Source organism: Mesorhizobium onobrychidis, assembly GCF_024707545.1.
GTDB lineage: Bacteria > Pseudomonadota > Alphaproteobacteria > Rhizobiales > Rhizobiaceae > Mesorhizobium > Mesorhizobium onobrychidis.
In genome coordinates this window covers 734560-752906 of sequence record NZ_CP062229.1, presented here as the reverse complement: position 1 = coordinate 752906, position 18347 = coordinate 734560, and the positions used below count along the sequence as shown (strand labels likewise).

The following is an 18347-nucleotide window of genomic DNA, read 5'->3' as shown; positions in this document are numbered from 1 at the left end:
AGCCCAGGATATTGCAAAAGAAGATCTGCATGTTGGGCGGGTTCGCTGTCGGAAAGACGAGTCTGGTTCGCAGGTTTGTGCAAAGCATCTTTTCAGAAACCTACTTGACCACGGTGGGAGTGAAAATCGACAAGAAGAGTGTTGTATTGCCGGATAAAACCGTGGATCTGATCTTGTGGGATTTGGCCGGCGAAGACGATATCGGCTCGTTCCGCGTCAGCTATGTGCGAGGCGCGAGCGGGCTTGTGCTTGTCGTCGATGGAACCCGCGCCGCTACCCTAGCGGTGGCGCTCACGCTGCGCGAGCGGGCCGAGGCCGAATTCGGCGCTATGCCGTTCGTATTGCTGTTGAACAAATCCGATCTGGCCGATCGGTGGGCAATATCGGATAATGAGATTAACGAACTGAGGCAACTTGGATGGCAAATCTATCTAACAAGTGCGCTTTCGGGTGAACATGTTGACGATGCGTTTCGTCAGCTTGCTTCGATGGTCACCAAATAGACCATGCATGGATTGCCAAGAGAAGTCAGAAGCTGGATTTACAATTTCTTCTACAACGAGCACTCTGTCGCATATCTGAAAATTGACGCCCAGCATTGCATAGCTGCGAAGGGCGGTAGTGTTGAACATTACGGCCTCTCATCACTTCGCATTGGTAAGCCTGTTGCCGAGCAGCTTGAATTCATGGAAGGTTTGCTGCCTTGCCCGGAGCTTCCATATCATATGGCCATGGTCGAACTGCCCAGCGGGCGTGTCGCGGACCTTCATCTTTTTGCTGACAATGCCTGCGTATGGCTGCTCTTTCTTGACGCCACTGCCGAACGCGACAATAGGCAGCGGCTTCAACAGAAGGCTTATGAAATGACACTCCTGCAAGAGAGGGAGCGTCAACTCAACGAAAAATTACAATTGACGAACGAGGCGTTGAGGCAGAGCCAAGAGGGATTGTCGCGTGAATACCAGCGCGCCGAAAGCCTACTCCTCAACATTCTTCCGGCGTCGATCGCGGAGCGGTTAAAAGCGGACGAACAAATTGCAGACAACCATGCTGACGTGAGTGTGCTTTTTGCCGACATCGTCGGCTTTACGGAAAGAGCGCGGAGCGTCGGAGCCGAGACAACGCTCGCTATTCTAAATTACTTCTTCAAGGCGGCGGATCTGCTCTCGGAACGATACGGCTGCGAAAAGATCAAGACAATCGGCGATTGTGTGATGGTGGTCGCTGGCCTGCCCGTCGCGCGATCCGATCATGCTGAAGCCCTTGCGCACTATGCACTTGAACTGCGGAAGGCGGTTAAGCGCGAACGCTTCGCAGGAGAACCGATAAGACTCAGAATTGGAATTCACTCAGGGCCAATCGTCGCGGGCGTCATAGGCAAAAGGCGGTTTGCCTATGACCTGTGGGGCGAGACCGTTAATCTCGCCGCACGTATTCAAACGTCCGCAGAGCCCGATGAAATCCGTATTTCGGATGCAACTCGCAAACTGCTTGGACCAGATTTTGCTTGCGACCCACTCGCGGAAACGGAATTGCGTGGTACAGGTCGTGTGCGAATGTGGCGGCTCCCGGCCTGATTTGCCGCTTGGCAGTGCCGACCCTGGAGCGCATTGCATCTCAAGCAACATCATGGTTTCGAATGTCCGCAGAGGTGCAGTCGACCACCGAGCGACCGCCAAAGGTCTGTCCTGGGTCAGAACCGGCCATTCAGCGGAAGTTAGAACCACTGCCCCGTAAGAATGCGCAAGCAGCCTCCTAGCCGCCAAAATTGACGCGGCAACGCAACTCACGACACTGGACGAGTTGTCGGGGTTAGATGGGGTTGGTCAATCGGGCCTGTTCACTCGCCCATCGTCTTTAGAGCCCGGGCGTGATTTTATTCAAAGCGCATGTCGATCCGCGGGGGGCTGGTTCGTCGACTTATTAGCGAGACTGTTCAGCGGCCATCACGTCCGCGGCTCGCCTCAGGAGGAGTTCTCAAATGCGCTTCATGTCGTTCGTCACTTCCGCCCACGCCGGACCGCCAACGGCGGAACTCATCGAGGCGATGAACAAGCTCGCCGACCGGGAAATCAAGGCCGGCCGCATGGTCGACATGGGCGGGCTCACGCCGGTCGCGATGGGCGCGCAGGTGCGCATCGCCGATGGGAAGCTCAGCGTGATCGATGGCCCGTTCGTCGAGGCGAAGGAGGTCATCGGGGGCTACGCGATCATGGAGTTCCGGAACAAGGAAGAGGCTGTGGCGTCGGCGGTCGAGTTCATGCAGCTCCACAAGGATTTCATGCCGGATTGGGAGGGCACGTGCGAGGTCCGCGCGTTTGCCGGCCCTTGAGGTGACGTTCCTGCAGACGTGGTCGGCGGCCATGACGGTCGCCGACGCCCATCGCACGATCCTCGCCGTGTGGCGGATCGAGCAGCCCCGGCTGATCACCAGTCTGGCGAGGATGCTGCGCGATGTGCCGTTGGCCGAGGATTTGACGCAGGAAGCCCTGCTGGCCGCCCTTGAGCGGTGGCCCGCCACAGGCGTTCCAGAAAAACCCGGCGCCTGGCTGATGGCGACCGCCAAGCGCCGGGCCCTGGATCATCTGCGCCGCAGCCGGATGCTCGCGCGCAAGCACGACATTATCACCTGGGACATGGAGGAGGAGCAGCAGGCCATGCCCGACCTCGACTCGGCCCTGGACGACGACATAGGCGATGAACTGCTTCGGCTCATCTTCACCGCCTGTCACCCGCGACTGTCGCACCAGGCGCGCGCGGCGCTGGCACTGCGGATGATCTGCGGCCTGACAACCGAGGAGATCGCCAGGGCCTTCCTGCTGCCGGAGGCGACGATCGCCCAGCGCATCGTGCGCGCGAAGCGGACTCTTTCGGAATCGGGGCTGGCCTACGAGACCCCAAGCGGCGAGGAGCTCTCAAAGCGGCTCTCCTCGGTGCTGGAGGTCGTCTACCTCATCTTCAACGAAGGCTACACCGCGGCGAGCGGCGAGGACTGGCTGCGCCCCCAGCTCTGTAATGAAGCGCTTCGCATGGGCCGCGTGCTCACCTCCATCGTGCCACACGAGCCGGAAGCCCATGGACTGCTCGCTCTGATGGAGCTGAACGCCTCGCGCACGGCGGCGCGTACTGATGCAGGGGGCGAGCCAATCCTCATGCTGGACCAGAACCGCGCACTCTGGGACCATCTCCAGATCCGGCGCGGGATGCAGGCGCTCGGGCGAGCACGCGAATTAGGCGGAGCCGGCGGCATTTACGTCCTCCAGGCGACGATTATCGCCTGCCACGCCCAGGCGAGGACGGCGGGCGATACCGACTGGTCGCGCATCGCCGGACTTTATGCGGAACTGGCGGCTGTCGTGCGCTCGCCAATCATCGACCTCAACCGCGCGGTTGCCGTCGGTATGGCCGAGGGCCCAGAAGTGGCGCTGGTGATCGTGGACCGCCTTGCGCGCGAGCCGGCGCTCAAAGGCTATCACCTGCTGCCGAGCGTTCGCGGCGACCTACTCCACAAGCTCGGCCGTTACGAGGAGGCGCGCGCCGCGTTCGAAGCGGCCGCGACGCTGGCGGGCAACAGGCGGGAACATGACCTGCTGAGACGGCGCGCCGCCGAGGCGGCCGACGCAGCGATGTCATCATAATCCCTGATCAGACAAGGACATGGTCGACCCCGGATCGACCGCTTCCGGGGCTTTTGTCATTTCCCTGTGTAAGGTCTGACGTGGATATCGCTGAACGTCCGCTGTCCCACCCGACCCGGTGAATGTCCGCTCTTGAAGATCCGCAGCCTGAAGCCGCCCGTCCGCAAATCGGCCCGTTCCAGACCTTCGTTTTGTAATGCTGCAAGGTCAGCATCGGTGAGACGTGGAAGTACCAGGAATTGTCATCTGTGGCGGGATTGAGGACAAAAACCGACATTCCATAATGCGACTAAGCGAAGATCCAAATTTCTAGTATTTTGCGGATCTTCGCTGGGGTGCCGCCTCATGTCGTACCAAACATTCGCGCCATCCCGCGAAGTGTCGCCTCAGTCGAGGCTGGCCGGCAACGAGAACGGCCCTAAATGCGACGTCTGAGTAGTGGTTCGGCGATGACCGCTCTTGCGCAATCAGGAGGTTACGAGCTTGCTCCAGCGCGGACGTGTAGCTCTCTAAGCGTCTAAGGACACGCTGCGGCGCGGCGGCAGTTCGATCTTCTCGAGCGCTGATGCCATCAGGGCCAAGCCGATATGACTGTAGACACCCGAGGAACTGCTGTCGGTGTGGCCCTGAATGGCGTCGGCCACGCTGTCAGAAATGCCAACCCTTGACGCTTCGGTCTTGAACCAGTGCCTGAGCGCATGATTCGGCGCTTTGCGTCGATCGGAAAACCCGTTCGCTCGAATCCATGTGGCCAGCCGGTTGGCAACGCCTTTCGAGGCATGCTTTCGCTTTGGATCGCCTGAGGAGCGGCCATAGAAGAGTGGGCCCTGTTCCCTTCTCCGCCACGAATTCCAGGAATCCAGCTGTGATAAGTGCGGGATGGATCGGCACGGTCCTTGCACTTTCTACATTTCTTGAGGCTGCTGGCGTCGCTGGCAGGCGTTATCTTGACGACTTGAAATCCGTCTTCCGCAAATACGTGGCTACCATGCGGCTATGCCACCTCCCCAATCCGCGAGCCTGTCGCGGCGGCCAACCAGGGGAGCCACTTCTTCGAGGGCTAGGAAGCATTGCTGGCCAGGTCCAGCAGACGAGCCGCCTCCTCGCCGCTGTAGCCGAGCATCTTCTTGCCCGCCTTCGTCTTGCGCGCGACCTTGATGCCCTGGGAGGGATCGGAGGCCGCGAGCCTGTTCGCCACGGCAAACCTGAACAGCGCAGGGGCGCTGCCGAGATAGCCTCGCGCAATGGTTGCCGCCGCCTTGTTGGCTTTGACGAGCTTGTCTTTCCAGCCGACGATACCCTCGGCCGCGATGCGAGTAATGTCGTCCGCCTTGTCCCCGACGAATGATTTGAGGTCGCGCATGATGCCGCGCCAGCTGGACAGTGTGCGGCCACTCGGATCGGTTTCCGCCTCCCAGCGCTCGAAGAGTTCGTCGAGCGAGATCGGCTTGGCGGCTGGTGCCGTCGGCAGGGAACTGCCCAAGCCAGACGCCTCAGGATTCTCCGCCTGCCGAAAATTGCCTGCACGAAGATCGCCCAGCGAAAGATCAGGCTGCCCCTCACCGATTGCCCGCCCAAATTCGGCAGTAGAGGGTGCCGCTTCGCCTCATCATCCGTTCGGGGAGTTTCGACATCCTGTTCGAGCCCTGACTATAACAGTCACTGTTACAACTGGGCCGAACTGGATCAGAAAAATCAGAACCTGAAAGAAATCAGGCTCTTAGCAGATAGATGGTGCCCAGAAGAGGACTCGAACCTCCACTCCTTGCGGAACACGGACCTGAACCGTGCGCGTCTACCAATTCCGCCATCTGGGCTGGTGCGGGCTCTTTAGGCGGGCAAGGGGCGAGTGTCAACGCGCTTTTTTGCTCAATCAAGAAACACGCCCGCGCGCCGGCTCACCCCTCCAGCACTTCCTTCGAAGCCACGGTCGAATCGGCGTTGAGCTTGTAGATGACCGGCACGCCGGTGCCGAGCTCCAGTCTGACGATCTCCTCACCCGACTTGCCGTCCAGCGCCATGATCAGCGCGCGCAGCGAATTGCCGTGCGCCGCCACCAGCACGGTGCCGCCGCGCAGCACATGCGGCTGCAGGTCGTGCAGATAATAGGGCCAGACGCGCGCGCCGGTGTCCTTCAGGCTTTCGCCACCGGGCGGCGGCACGTCGTAGGAGCGGCGCCAGACATGCACCTGCTCCTCGCCCCATTTCTGGCGCGCGTCGTCCTTGTTGAGGCCGGAGAGGTCGCCATAGTCGCGCTCGTTCAGCGCTTGGTCGCGGATCGTCTCGAGATCGCTCTGGCCGACGGCATCGAGAATATGCTGGCAGGTCTTCTGCGCCCTGATCAGCGACGACGTGAAGGCGATGTCGAACTTCATGCCGCGCGCCTTCAGCTTGGCGCCCGCCTCCTTGGCCTCGGCGTGGCCTAATTCGGTCAGGTCGACATCGCGCCAGCCGGTGAAAAGGTTCTTCAGGTTCCATTCGCTCTGGCCATGGCGCACGAGCACGAGAGTTCCCGACATTTTTGCTCCTTCAGTTTGTGGATCAGATCGTCTCAGGCGAGTCCGAGCACGTCCCGCATCGAATACAGTCCCGGCTTCCTGCCGCGTGCCCACAGTGCGGCCTTGACCGCGCCGCGGGCGAAGATCGCCCGGTCCTCGGCATGATGGGCGAGCGTGATGCGCTCGCCGGTGCCGGCCAGCACCACGGAATGGTCGCCGACCACCGAGCCGCCCCGCAGTGTGGCGAAGCCGATCGAGCCCGCCTTTCGCACGCCGGTGTGGCCGTCACGCGACCGCACGCTGTTCCCGTCAAGATCGATGCCGCGCCCGGTGGCGGCGGCTTCACCGAGCAGCAGCGCCGTTCCCGAGGGCGCGTCGACCTTGTGCCGGTGATGCATTTCGAGGATTTCGATGTCGAAATCGTCGGCATCGAGCGCGCGCGCCGCCTGCTCCACCAGCACCGCCAGCAGATTGACGCCGAGGCTCATATTGCCTGACTTGACGATCGTCGCGTGGCGCGCCGCCGCCGCTATCTTTGCATTGTCGTCCGCCGAGCAGCCGGTGGTGCCGATGACATGGGCGATGCGCGCCTGCGCCGCGTAGCCAGCGAATTCGACTGTTGCTGTCGGGCTCGTGAAATCGAGCACGCCGTCGGCCTTGGCGAAGGCCGGCAGCGGATCGTCGCCGATCGCCACGCCGATAGTGCCGATGCCGGCAAGCTCGCCGGCATCCTTGCCGAGATGTGGCGAGCCGGGCCGCTCGATCGCGCCGGCGACACGTGCCCCCGGAATGGTGTGGATGGCGCGGATCAGCGCCTGGCCCATGCGGCCGGCCGCGCCGACCACCACCAGGCCCATTTCATTGACGGGGGGGTCGTTTGTGGCCGTACCGCTCATAAATTTCTCCCAATCGCTTTTTTCGCGCGCCGCAGCGGAGTTTGGATTGGCTTGCCGTCGTCGACAAGCCCCAGCCCCTTGTTGCCCTGCACCCGGTGGAAACGGGCATAGACGCTGTGCGGGTCGGCCATCAGCGAGGCGTGCGTGCCTTGCTCGACCAACTGGCCCTGTTCCAGCACGATGATGTGGTCGGCATTGACAACCGTCGACAGCCGGTGCGCGATGACGATGGTCGTGCGCCCTCGCATCACCTTGGTCAGCGCCTGCTGGACGCGCGCTTCGGCCTCGTTGTCGAGCGCCGAGGTCGCCTCGTCGAGCAGCAGGATCGGCGCCTGCCGCACGATGGCGCGGGCGATCGACAGGCGCTGGCGCTGGCCGCCCGACAGCGTCAGGCCGCCTTCACCGACAGGGGTGTCATAGCCTAGCGGCTGCTGGCGGATGAAGCCATCGGCCTCGGCCTGTCGTGCGGCCAGCTCGATCTCGGCGTCGCTGGCGCTCAGCCGTCCGTAGCGGATATTGTCGCGAATGGTGCCTTCGAACAGATAGGGCTGCTGCGAGACATAGGCGATGGAGCGGCGCAGCGACTGCTTGGTCACCACTAAAATGTCCTGGCCGTCGACCTCGATGCTGCCCGCCTCGACATCGTGGAAACGCTGCAGAAGCGCCACCAGCGTCGACTTGCCGGCGCCCGAGGCGCCGACGATGGCCGTCATCTTGCCGGCGGCGGCGACGAAGCTGAGATCCTGCAGCACCGGAGCGTCGGCGACATAGCCGAACGACACATTGTTGAAACGCACCTCGCCCCTGGTGATCTTCGCTTCGGCCGCTCCGGGCGCGTCGCCTTGCTGCGGCTCGAGGTCGAGCAGCTCGTAGATCATGCGTGCATTGACCAGCGCCCGTTCCATGCCGACCTGCATGCGCGCCAGCCGCCGGGCCGGGTCGTAGGCGAGCAGCAATGCGGTGATGAAGGCAAAGACCGCGCCAGGCGGCTGGCCGCCGACGGCCGCCCGATAGCCTGAATAGGCGATGACGCCGGCGACGGCGAAGCCGGCCAGCATTTCGGAGATCGGCGTCAACCGTTCCGAGACGCGGGCGATGCGGTTTGCCCGTTGCTCGGCACCGTCGACAAGGCCGCTGACGCGGCGCGACAGCTCGTCCTCCAGCGTAAACGCCTTGACGATGGCGATGCCTTGCGTTGCTTCCTGCATGGCGCCGATCAGCCGCGAGTTTATCTGCACGGCTTCGCGCGTGGCGCGCCTTATTCTGCGGGTGAGGTAGACGACGGTGTAGATCAGCGGCGGCCCGATCAGCAGCGACATCAAGGAGAGCATCGGATCCTGCCAGATCATGACGCCGATCAGCGCGATGAGCGATACGGCGTCGCGTGCCACTGATGTCAGCGTCATCGACAGCAGGTCGCGGATGCCGTTGACGTTCTCGTTGATCTGTGCGGCCAGCCGTCCCGAGCGCGTGTCGTTGAAGAAACCGATGCCGAGCTTCATCAGATGAGCGAAGATGCGGCGTTGGTATCGGGCCACCAGATTGTTGCCGATCCTGGCCAGCGTCACCGCCTGGCCGTAGGTGGCCAGCCCGCGCAGCATGAAGGCGCCCAGGATCGATAGACAGATCAGCGCGATGAGATCGCCGCGCTGCTCATAGAAGATCTGGTCGACGACATCCTTCATGATCCAGGCGGTGAAAGCGGTCGTGGCCGCAACCGTCACCAGGCACAGAACGGCCAGAACATAATACCAGCGATAGTCGCGGCTGTTCTCGGCGATGATGCGGCGGATCACCGCTACGATCTCGCCGGGCCGGGCTTTGGCTTGGTGGTTTGGCGACTGGTTCAAGTCGGGATCGTTCCGTGATGTCGGTTCGGCTCCGCGGCCGGGCCAATTCGGCAATCCTCTTAGCGCCCCGGCGGCGGCTTGCCTATGGCAGAGGCCGGCAAAACTTCGCCGCGGCTTCGGTCGTCATCTAGGCCCGCCAGCGCCGCCCCGCGGTCTGGACGCCGAATAGCGACGGGTTTCTGGCATAGGCGGCAAGGCCGGAAAGCGCTGCCAGCGGATGGGTGATCACATAGACGGGCATGGTGCGCATCAGCTCGCTGTGTGGCGCCTTGTCCTCGAAGGCGGCGCGGAAATTGCCTGTCTTCAGCGCCGGCAGGATTTTCTGCGCGATGCCGCCGGTCAGGAAGACGCCGCCGCGGCTCATGAACACCAGCGCGAGGTCGCCGGCGGTGCGCCCGAGGCAGGTGACGAACATCGACAGCGCTTCCTCGGCCACCGGATCTGACTTCGCCAGTGCCGCCGCGGTGATCTCGGCCGGCGTGGTGAAGGGCGCCGGCTTGCCGTCCGCCTTGGCCACCGCCCGGTAGGCATTGACTAGGCCGCGTCCGGACAGGATCTGTTCGCCGGAGATTCTGCCCTCGAGCTTCTCGATATGCGGAAAGACCTGGAAATCGCGCGGAGAGCGTGGCCCGATGTCCATGTGCCCCCCCTCGCCGGGCACCGGAATCCAGTGGTTCAGCGCGTGGACCAGGCCGGCAACGCCAAGCCCGGTTCCGGGACCGAGCACCACCCGTCCGGCATTAAGCTCCGGGGCATCGCCGCCGATCTTTTCCATATGCTCTTCGCCGAGCGCCACGACGGCCAGCGCCTGCGCCTCGAAGTCATTGAGCACCACGACGTCGCTGAGGCCGAGGCTGGCAAACATCTTTCTCGGCTTGACGATCCACGGACAGTTGGTGAGCGGGATCTCGTCGCTATCGACCGGACCGGCCACCGCCAGCACCGCGGAGTTGGGCCGGACCGACGAGCGGTCGAGCACCGCCGCCTGGATCGCCTCGTCGATCGTGTTGAAATTGGCGGTCTGGACGATCTGCGGTTCGGTTGGTTCCGAGTTAGCGTCGAGCACGATCGAAAAGCGCGCATTGGTGCCGCCAATGTCTCCGATCAGGACCGGAAACTGCAGCGCTGTGTCGTCGTCGCCTGGCATGCTCTCGTCCGTCCCGGTTCCCAGTGGCGTTCCGCCGTTCTTTCGTTGACTAGCGCATGACCCGGGAAAGGGAAATCGGTTTTCGAAATGCGGCGCCCAAGATTCAGAGCAAGATGGGGTCAGATGTAGCTTAGACGGACGCGCAAGCAACCACTGGATCGCTGCACTCCTCGACTACTGTAACGGCATGGATCCTAGGGCGGAGCAGGAGCGAAGCGACGTCGCGTAGACCCTAGGATCCATGCCGTGACTTTCGAGCGCTGCTGCGTTGAACGGCATGGCGGTACTTCACCCGGCTCTTCTGGCCTCAACCGTCCCTCGCGGCGTGGACTTCCCGCAGGCCGGGGCAAGGCGCTCGATCGAACGCCTCAGTTCCCCGGTCGCGGTCGCGGCAATGGAATGCCAATCTCGGGCGTTGCCGCGAAGGCGTTGACCGAGGCCGGGAGCGCTGCCGCGCCGCTTGCGGATGCCCGCGCCGGCGCCGGAGCCTTCGTGAGAACGGGTGCAGCCGCGACCGGCACGCCGTCGCCATAATAGGTGACCGCCTCCGCCGAAGCCGGATCTGGCCCATCGAGCACGGCCTGGCATGCTGCGGGCAGGCTCGCCATGGTCATCACGTCGCGCGCTTTCGGCCTATCCGGGTTCTTGTTGGGACGCCACGGTTCCTCGGTGAACCACCATGCCAGCGACTGGTCGCAGCCGTCGCCGGGCGCCGTGTTTTCCTGCGCTTTGCAATTGGGCGAGCCGAGCTGGCAGCCGATGCGGATGTGGAAGTGATAGTCGTGGCCCCAGAACGGCCTGACCTTGCGCAGCCATGCGCGGTCGCCTTTCACCGTGTCGCAGAGCTTCTTCTTGATGCCGGGATTGACCAGGATGCGCTCGACTTCCGCGTAGCTTGCCGCGCGCTTCAGGAGCCGCATATGCGCCGGCACCCAGAGCGCATCTTTCACCAGGTGGGTCTTTTCGTCGACAAGCAAGGTGGCGCTCATGTTTTCGCGCTGCTCGAGCGAAAGCTTGCGGTCGGGCATCGGCGTCAGCCAGATGTCGGCGTCGAGGCCGATCTGGTGCGAGGCATGGCCGGTCAGCATCGGGCCGCCGCGCGGCTGCGAAATGTCGCCGACCAGCAGGCCGGGCCAGCCGTCGGCCGCGGCGTCGCGCGACAGTTTCTCGATCAGCGCGATCATTGTCGGATGGCCCCAGCGGCGGTTGCGCGAAGGCCGCATCACCTCCCACTTCGGGCCGTCCAGGGGAATGGCGACGCCGCCGGCAAAGCAGCCCTTGGAATAAAAACCGATGGACTGCGGCGCAGCCACGGCCGGCAGCTTTTTGGCGCCGAACAGGTTTTTCGCCAGCTCTTCGGCCGCCGCAGGTCGCGCTGCAAGCCCCGTCAGGGCGAGGACGGCGAGTGCTGCTGTCAGCAGCAGCCTTCTACCGGGCAACGATCGCTTCAACGTTTTCATGAGGCAGAACCCCTCTGCGAATTAAGTCGAATCATATCACGCCCGGCGCGCGGTTTCGATCACGACCGCTTCATCGGGCTGCGCGCCTCGCCGTCGCGCCAGTTGCCCTCAGCCCACATACGGTCGAATGCCCTGCGGTAGTCGGGAAAGCGGAAGCGATAGCCGGCCGCCTTGATCGCTGCGTTGGCGACACGCTTGTTCTCGCCATAGAAGGACCGCGCCATGGGCGAAAGCTGGGCGGTCTCGAACGGAATTTCCGGCGGCGGTGTGACGCCCATCAGCCCTGCGGCATAGGCGACGACGTCCTGCGGCGGCGCCGGCAGGTCGTCGGTGACGTTGAAGATGCCGCCGCGATTGACTCTGGTCAGATGCCAAAGCGCTCCCGCAATGTCGTCACAATGGATACGGTTGAACACCTGGCCCGGTTTGACCAGCCGCCGCGCGGTGCCATTTTCCAGATTGACCAGGGCATTGCGGCCCGGCCCGTAAATGCCGGAAAGCCGCAGGATCGCCACCGGCCGGCCGATGTCCCGACCCAGCTTCAGCCAATCCTGCTCGGCGGCGACACGCATCACCGAGCGCTTCGACACCGGCTGGCATGCGGCAGTCTCGTCGACCCAGCCGCCGCCATGGTCGCCATAGACGCCGACGGTGGAGAGATAGGCGATCCATTCGAGCGCCGGCATCTCCGCCGCGATTGTCCCGCGCGCCGCATTCAGCACTGGATCGCCGGCCTCTTCCGGCGCCACCGAGACGACGAGATGGGTTGTTTTTTTGAGCGCGTCGCTGATTTCGGGCGTCAGCGCGCCGTCGAAAAGCAGCGGCTGGATTCCGGCCTGCCGCAGCGCTTCGAATTTCTCCGACGCGCGTGTCGTGCCAAGGATCGTGACGGCATCCCTGTTGGCGCGGGCAAATGCCTTGCCCGAATAGCCGGCGCCGAAAATGAAGATCTGCTTCTGGCTCATGCATGCGCCTCGATTTGATCTGCCAGCGCCAGGCGCCATTCGCGTTGCACGGTCTCGTCGCTTTCTGCTTTCAATGCAGCGGTGGCACATCTGGCAAATTCGGTCTCAGGTACAAGCCGTGACAGCGCCCACACCGCCGCGCCGCGCACCAGCGGCGAGGCATCGCCGAGCAGTGCACGCACGGCGTTGCCGAGCGAGGCATCGCCGGAATTGCCGGCGGCGATCAGCACATTGCGGACAAAGCGGTCGCGACCGATGCGCTTGATCGGCGAACCGACAAAGAGTGCACGGAAGGCAGCGTCATCGAGCGCCAAGAGATCGGCGAGCGGCGGTTCGCGCAAGTCCGCGCGGGCGACGAGCTTTGCCTCGGATGCCGCCTGGGCGAACTTGTTCCACGGGCAGGCGGCCAGGCAGTCGTCGCAGCCATAGATGCGGTTGCCGATTTTTTCCCGAAATTCATGCGGGATCAGGCCCTTGTTCTCGATGGTGAGATAGGAGATGCAGCGTCGTGCATCGAGCCGGTAGGGTGCCGGAAAGGCGTCGGTCGGGCAGACGTCGAGACAGGCGCGACACGAGCCGCAATGGTCGTCCTCCGGCAAATCGGGCGCAAGCTCGGCGGTCGTGAAGATGGTGCCGAGGAACAGCCAGGAGCCGTGCTCGCGGCTGACCAGATTGGTGTGCTTGCCTTGCCAGCCGAGACCGGCGGCTTCTGCCAGCGGCTTTTCCATCACCGGAGCAGTATCGACGAACACTTTTACGTCGCCGCCGGCACGCGCCACGATCTTGCCGGCGATTTCTTTCAGCCTGCCTTTCATCACGTCGTGGTAATCGCGGTTCTGCGCATAGACGGAGATCGCGCCGCGGTCGCGCTTCACTAGGACCGCGCGCGGGTCGTGCTCGGGGCCGTAGTTCATGGCCAGCACGATGATGGAGCGAACCTCAGGCCAAAGTGCCGTCGGCTCGCCGCGGCGTTCGAGCGTCTCGGCGATCCAGCCCATCGAGCCATGGAAGCCGTCGGCGACGAATTCGGCAAGCCGGGCCGGCGCCTGCGGGATGGCATTTGGCGTGGTGACGGCAACGGCATCGAAACCGGCGCGCCGCGCCTCGCGGTCGATCAGCGCGCGCAGGTTTTGCGCTCTAGAAATCGAGGTCCGCATAATGTGACACCGGCGACAGGCCGCGCACCCGGTCGGACAAAAGCGGCCGGAACGATGGCCGTGATTTCACTCGTGCATACCATTCGCGCGCGGCAGCGTGTTCGTGCCAGTCGATCTCGCCGAGATAGTCGAGCACGGACAGCGCAGCCGCAGCCGCGAGGTCGGCATAGGTGACCTTGTTGCCGGCCAGCCAATGGCGTGTGCCGGCCAGCCAGTTGGTGTATTTCATGTGCTGGCGGATATTGGCGCGGGCGGCACGGATCGCCGCCGAATCGGGCGAGCCGCCGCCCGCCGTTTCCGGCATGACCGGCTTCAGCACCCGTTCGCGCACCAGGTGCCGAGTCACCTCGCTATCCGCCTTGCTGAGATACCAGTCGGTCAGCCGGCGGATTTCGGCGCGCCCCATCGGGTCCTCGGCGAACAGCCGCTTGTCGCGCTTGAGCACGCCGCGCGTCTCATCGAGATATTCGGCGATGACCATGGCGCCGACGACCGGCACGTCGCCCTCGGCAAGCAGAATCGGCAGCGTGCCGGCCGGGTTCAGCGCCAGGAACTCCTTGCGCCGCATCCACGGCTTTTCCTCGATCAGCGCCAGCTCTTCGCCATATTCGCCGAAAGCGAGGCGCACGAATCGGCAGGTGGCGAACATCGGGTGGTGGAAAAGCGTCAGCATGGTCCCGCGATAATAGAGCGCACTGGCAAATCGCCGGCTGCGCCGGTAAGTCTTGGCCGCCCCGATTCAGAGGGACGTCAGGGTGCTGCGACCTATAGGAGGAGTTCCGCGCCATGACAAGCAAGCCGTTCTTCAAGCCCTCACTCGAACGCCGAGGTTGCCATGGAAAGCCAGACCATCGTCGAAGCGCTGCTGCTCGGGATGATCGAGGGCATGACTGAGTTCATTCCGGTCTCGTCAACCGGCCATATCCTGCTTGCCGGCCATTTTCTCGGCTTCCATTCGACCGGCAAGGCCTTCGAGATCCTGATCCAGCTCGGCGCCATACTGGCTATCCTCAGCGTCTATTTCCATCGTCTGTGGCAGATGCTGATTGATCTGCCGCGTGATCGGGTGACGCGGCATTTCGTCCTCGGCATCCTCGTCGCCTTCCTGCCGGCGGCCGTCATCGGCGCGCTGGCGCATGGCTTCATCAAGACGGTGCTGTTTGAATCGCCGAGGCTGATCTGCGTCATGCTGATCATCGGCGGCCTGGTCCTGCTGTGGGTGGATCGCTTCAAGCCGAAGCCGCTCTACCATGACGTCGAGCGGTTTCCGCTCAGGCTCTATCTGCAGATCGGACTGTTCCAGTGCCTTTCGCTGATCCCCGGCACGTCGCGCTCCGGCTCGACGATCGTCGGCGCGCTGCTTCTGGGCGTCGACAAACGGGCGGCTGCGGAATTCTCCTTCTTCCTCGCCATGCCGACGATGGTCGGCGCCTTCGCCTTCGACCTCTTCAAGAACCGCAATGTGCTGACCAGCGCCGATCTGCCGGTCATCGCCGCCGGTTTCATCGCGGCCTTCGTCGCGGCGCTTATCGTCGTGCGCTTCCTGCTCAACTACGTCTCGCGCCACGGCTATTCGCTGTTCGGCTGGTGGCGGCTGGTCATTGGCACCGTCGGCCTGGCGGCGCTGTTCGTCTGGGGGTGAGGCGGCACAGTTAGTTTATCGCCATTCGGCCGTCGCTGATTGGGCTCCTTAAGCCACTTCCGCAACAACTAACCCCGAGACGGTTCCGTCACGCCGAGATCGCCACCGAGGTCTTCAAGCAGATCACGGAACCTGTCGAGAATGGCGATCATGGAGGGCCCGCGCGGCGGCGCGGCGGTCCATGTCCTTCCACTCGCCGATCATACAGAATGTGCGGTCGCCGGTCTTGATCAAGGCGCCCTTACGAAAGCCCGTCGCGTCAAGGGAGATATTCTCATGCGCCTCGATGAAGGCCTGTTCCTTGCCTGGCTTCGGACGAAAGCGGACTACGTTGTAGGCAGTCATAGCTTCCTCCGATCACTTTGAGCGCAATATTCTAAAGCGCGTCGCATCTGAAGCGATTCATGCAACGCGCTTTAAGTTCTTATTTTTATGCATGTCGTTGTCCCAAAACCGCTGCGCACTTTTGGGCGACATGCATTAGCGACGGCCGCGCTAGGGGCGGGCCTCCAGCACCATGTTGAACGGCGTCTCCGCGGCGCGACGGAATCGCTTGAAGCCGCCGCCGGTCACCACCTTGCGTAGCCTCGCCTCGCCGGCCTGGGCGCCAAGCCCGAGCCCGACTTCCTGCGACAGCGACGCGGGCGTGCACACGAACGTGGAAGCGGCATAGTAGACGCGTCCGACGGGATTGAGGTTCGCCGCTAGATGATCATGCGCGAACGGCTCGACGATCATCCACGTGCCATCCGGCTTGAGCGACCTGTGGACATGGGTGGCGGCGCCGGCTGGGTCGCCCATGTCGTGAAGGCAATCGAAGAAAGCGACGAGGTCATAGGTGCCGGGATAGGTCTTGGCGGCCGCGACCTCGAAGCGCGCGTTGGCGCCGACGCCGGCTTCCTCGGCGGCCTTGCGGGCGCGCTCGATGGAAGGGGCGTGATAGTCGAAGCCGACGAAGCGCGAATTGGGGAAAGCACGTGCCATGAGCACGGTCGATGCGCCATGACCGCATCCGACATCCGCGACCTTCGCGCCGCGTTCGAGCTTCTCGACGACGCCCTCCAGAGCCGGCAGCCAGGAGCCGATCAGATTGGCATTATAGCCTGGACGGAAGAACCGTTCCGTGCCGCGAAACAGACATGCGCTATGATCGTGCCATGCAACGCCCTTGCCGGACTGGAATGCCTGCCTCACCTTTTCTTCATCGAGCCACAGCGCGGATAGAACCTCGAATGCGCCAGCCATGAAGGCCGGGCTATCTTCATCGGCGAACACCAGCTCCTGCTCGGCATTGAGATAGAACTCGTCGTTGGCTTCATCGTAGTCGACGTAGCCCGCAGCCGCCTGCCCGGAAAGCCATTCCCTTACAAGGCGTTCCTGGGTGCCGGTGCGTGTCGAAAGTTCGGCGGCCGTCATCTTGCCGCCTTCGCGCAATGCCTTGAACAGGCCGAGTCTGTCTCCCAGCAAGACCCCCGCGCCCGTAGCGATCGCACCGAGATCGCCGACCATCTTCCCCAAGAATGCGTCCAACTTTTCCTGACTCGCTTCAGACATCGGAATCTCCCTTTGGGCTCGATCTCTCCAACCGCGTTCGGTGACCCCGATCCTGGTTTCAGATCGGCTCCGGCAGCGGCCATACAGGCTGGTGAAGTTTACTTGAGCGTGAGGGCGGCGGATAATGCCGAATTATCATCGCGACGATGCAGACGAGACATCGGCGAGGGGCGTTTCATGGAGATGCACGAAATCCGCTATTTTCTGGCGGCCAGCGAGACTCTCAACTTTCATCGCGCGGCGGATCTCGTTCACGTCGGCCAGCCTGCGCTGACGCGGGCCATACAGAAGCTGGAGGCGGAACTTGGCGGTTATCTTTTCCACCGCGAGAAAACCCGCGTCCGGCTCACCGATTTTGGCTGTCTGATGCGGACCCATCTGGACGAAGTATTCCAGCGTTCGGAGACTGCGAAGAGGACGGCCAGGAGTTTCCTCTCTCTGGAAACCGCGTCGCTGACGCTCGGTGTGATGTGCACCATAGGCCCGCTGCGCTTCATCGGTTTCCTCAATGCTTTTCGAGAGCGCTATCCAGGCATAGAAGTGACAGTGATCGAGGGCCCAGCAAGCCATCTCACCGACCTTCTGACCGAGGGCAAGCTTGACGTCGCCCTGCTGGCCAGGCCTGAACCATTCGACCATGGTCTGAAGGCGGATCCTGTTTACCGGGAGCGCTTCGGACTCGCCTTCTCGACCGGCCATCCTTTCGAGATGCGCAATACGCTTCATCTTACCGACGTTCGCGGCGAAGCCTATCTTGAGCGCATCAATTGCGAATATGGCGATCACATAGACGGGCTCTGCCGGAATATCGGCTTCGATATCCGCAGCGCCTTTCGCAGCGAGCGCGAGGATTGGATTCTGGCGATGATCGCTGCGGGCATGGGCGTCTGCTTCATCGCGGAGTACTCGGCCAGCCATCCCGGTGTCTGTCACAGGCCCGTCGTCGACCCTGAAATCATACGCGAGGTGTCGCTCGTTTCAGTGGCCGACCGCTTGCCTTCACCTGTTGTCTCGGCTTTTGCCAAGGCGGTGAAGGAGCACGACTGGCAAACGGTCCAATAGGTGCTCCGGTCGTAGCCAAAATCGACTGCGTTCATCACTCTTCAGAACTTTTTCATGCTGATTTCATGACTTCGAACGACCCCTCGCGTTCTCTCTCACACGCCGTCCCCACACGCTTCGGGCGTCGAACTGAGGAGATAAAAGATGATCAACCGCGTCTTGGGAATTCTCGTGATCGGCGCGGCGACCACCGCGTCCGCTGGTGATAGTCTGAACCGCCACATTCTCGAGCGGGCAGCAAGCTGCTGGCCTACGCAGACGGCGATGCGCGGAATCAGCTTCAGCGCAGATGTCCACGTCAGCTTCACGAGCGAGGGTCACGTCAGTGTCATCGAAATCGTCGACGTTGCGCCACAGACCGAGACGTTCAAGGCCTTGGCCAAGGATTTCGCGAACGCATTGAAGCAGTGTGGCCCGTACGGTACCGAAGGCATGAGCGAAATGGACCTCAATCTCTCATGGCCGCTGTAAGCGCAGC

18 protein-coding genes and 1 tRNA gene are annotated in these 18347 nt (G+C 62.8%); 7 read left to right on the top strand and 12 right to left on the bottom strand.

Annotation, left to right across the window (positions count from 1 at the left end; all coding sequences use genetic code 11):
• The first annotated feature begins 11 nt into the window (after nt 1-11).
• From IHQ72_RS03630 to IHQ72_RS03615, 4 genes are all read left to right on the top strand, one after another.
• Entirely contained in the window at nt 12-503 is a 492-nt protein-coding gene (locus tag IHQ72_RS03630; protein ID WP_258121214.1) for a Rab family GTPase, read from the top strand.
• A 3-nt stretch (nt 504-506) separates the two neighbouring features.
• Entirely contained in the window at nt 507-1577 is a 1071-nt protein-coding gene (locus tag IHQ72_RS03625; RefSeq protein WP_258121213.1) for an adenylate/guanylate cyclase domain-containing protein, read from the top strand.
• A gap of 404 nt (nt 1578-1981) precedes the next feature.
• Nucleotides 1982-2332: a YciI family protein gene (locus IHQ72_RS03620; protein ID WP_027156019.1), complete on the top strand. Its 351-nt coding sequence runs from the start codon at nt 1982-1984 to the stop codon at nt 2330-2332.
• Nucleotides 2333-2363: 31 nt separating this feature from the next.
• Nucleotides 2364-3638: an RNA polymerase sigma factor gene (locus IHQ72_RS03615; protein WP_258121212.1), complete on the top strand. Its 1275-nt coding sequence runs from the start codon at nt 2364-2366 to the stop codon at nt 3636-3638.
• Nucleotides 3639-4698: 1060 nt separating this feature from the next.
• Here the strand turns inward: IHQ72_RS03615 and IHQ72_RS03610 are convergent.
• From IHQ72_RS03610 to IHQ72_RS03565, 10 genes are all read right to left on the bottom strand, one after another.
• Nucleotides 4699-5121, bottom strand: a complete 423-nt coding sequence (locus tag IHQ72_RS03610) for a site-specific integrase (protein ID WP_258121211.1) — start codon at nt 5119-5121, stop codon at nt 4699-4701.
• A 249-nt stretch (nt 5122-5370) separates the two neighbouring features.
• A tRNA-Leu gene (locus tag IHQ72_RS03605) sits at nt 5371-5455 on the bottom strand.
• Nucleotides 5456-5536: 81 nt separating this feature from the next.
• The gene (locus tag IHQ72_RS03600; RefSeq protein WP_258121210.1) at nt 5537-6157 is read right to left on the bottom strand and encodes a 2,3-bisphosphoglycerate-dependent phosphoglycerate mutase; all 621 of its coding nucleotides are present in this window, start codon (nt 6155-6157) and stop codon (nt 5537-5539) included.
• 32 nt (nt 6158-6189) lie between these two features.
• Complete coding sequence (gene dapB, locus IHQ72_RS03595; protein WP_258121209.1) at nt 6190-7032, bottom strand: 4-hydroxy-tetrahydrodipicolinate reductase; 843 nt, start codon at nt 7030-7032, stop codon at nt 6190-6192.
• Nucleotides 7029-8882 carry an ABC transporter ATP-binding protein gene (locus IHQ72_RS03590; protein ID WP_258121208.1) on the bottom strand — a complete coding sequence of 618 codons (1854 nt, stop codon included), beginning with the start codon at nt 8880-8882 and terminating at the stop codon, nt 7029-7031. The genes dapB and IHQ72_RS03590 overlap by 4 nt, the downstream gene beginning before the upstream one ends.
• A gap of 127 nt (nt 8883-9009) precedes the next feature.
• Nucleotides 9010-10029, bottom strand: coding sequence for a glucokinase (locus IHQ72_RS03585; RefSeq protein ID WP_258121207.1), 1020 nt, complete (start codon nt 10027-10029; stop codon nt 9010-9012).
• A gap of 368 nt (nt 10030-10397) precedes the next feature.
• Nucleotides 10398-11489 carry a penicillin-insensitive murein endopeptidase gene (gene mepA, locus IHQ72_RS03580; RefSeq protein ID WP_258121206.1) on the bottom strand — a complete coding sequence of 364 codons (1092 nt, stop codon included), beginning with the start codon at nt 11487-11489 and terminating at the stop codon, nt 10398-10400.
• Between the two features lie 59 nt (nt 11490-11548).
• Entirely contained in the window at nt 11549-12454 is a 906-nt protein-coding gene (locus IHQ72_RS03575; protein ID WP_258121205.1) for an SDR family oxidoreductase, read from the bottom strand.
• Nucleotides 12451-13611, bottom strand: a complete 1161-nt coding sequence (gene queG, locus IHQ72_RS03570; RefSeq protein ID WP_258121204.1) for a tRNA epoxyqueuosine(34) reductase QueG — start codon at nt 13609-13611, stop codon at nt 12451-12453. The genes IHQ72_RS03575 and queG overlap by 4 nt, the downstream gene beginning before the upstream one ends.
• A complete protein-coding gene (locus IHQ72_RS03565; protein ID WP_258121203.1) occupies nt 13592-14284 on the bottom strand; it encodes a glutathione S-transferase family protein in 693 nt (230 codons plus the stop codon). The genes queG and IHQ72_RS03565 overlap by 20 nt, the downstream gene beginning before the upstream one ends.
• Before the next feature lie 162 nt (nt 14285-14446).
• On the opposite strand from IHQ72_RS03565, the gene IHQ72_RS03560 reads away from it, so the two are divergent.
• The gene (locus IHQ72_RS03560; protein WP_258121202.1) at nt 14447-15253 is read left to right on the top strand and encodes an undecaprenyl-diphosphate phosphatase; all 807 of its coding nucleotides are present in this window, start codon (nt 14447-14449) and stop codon (nt 15251-15253) included.
• A gap of 123 nt (nt 15254-15376) precedes the next feature.
• On the opposite strand, the gene IHQ72_RS03555 is transcribed toward IHQ72_RS03560, so the two are convergent.
• Both IHQ72_RS03555 and IHQ72_RS03550 read right to left on the bottom strand, forming a co-directional pair.
• A complete protein-coding gene (locus IHQ72_RS03555) occupies nt 15377-15598 on the bottom strand; it encodes an antibiotic biosynthesis monooxygenase (RefSeq protein ID WP_258121201.1) in 222 nt (73 codons plus the stop codon).
• A 150-nt stretch (nt 15599-15748) separates the two neighbouring features.
• A complete protein-coding gene (locus IHQ72_RS03550) occupies nt 15749-16807 on the bottom strand; it encodes a class I SAM-dependent methyltransferase (RefSeq protein WP_258121200.1) in 1059 nt (352 codons plus the stop codon).
• Nucleotides 16808-16984: 177 nt separating this feature from the next.
• Here IHQ72_RS03550 and IHQ72_RS03545 point away from each other — a divergent pair, with 177 nt between their 5' ends.
• Nucleotides 16985-17869, top strand: a complete 885-nt coding sequence (locus IHQ72_RS03545) for a LysR family transcriptional regulator (RefSeq protein WP_258121199.1) — start codon at nt 16985-16987, stop codon at nt 17867-17869.
• 144 nt (nt 17870-18013) lie between these two features.
• Nucleotides 18014-18340 (top strand): hypothetical protein, encoded by a 327-nt coding sequence (locus IHQ72_RS03540; RefSeq protein ID WP_258121198.1) that lies wholly within the window; start codon nt 18014-18016, stop codon nt 18338-18340.
• Nucleotides 18341-18347 lie beyond the last annotated feature (7 nt).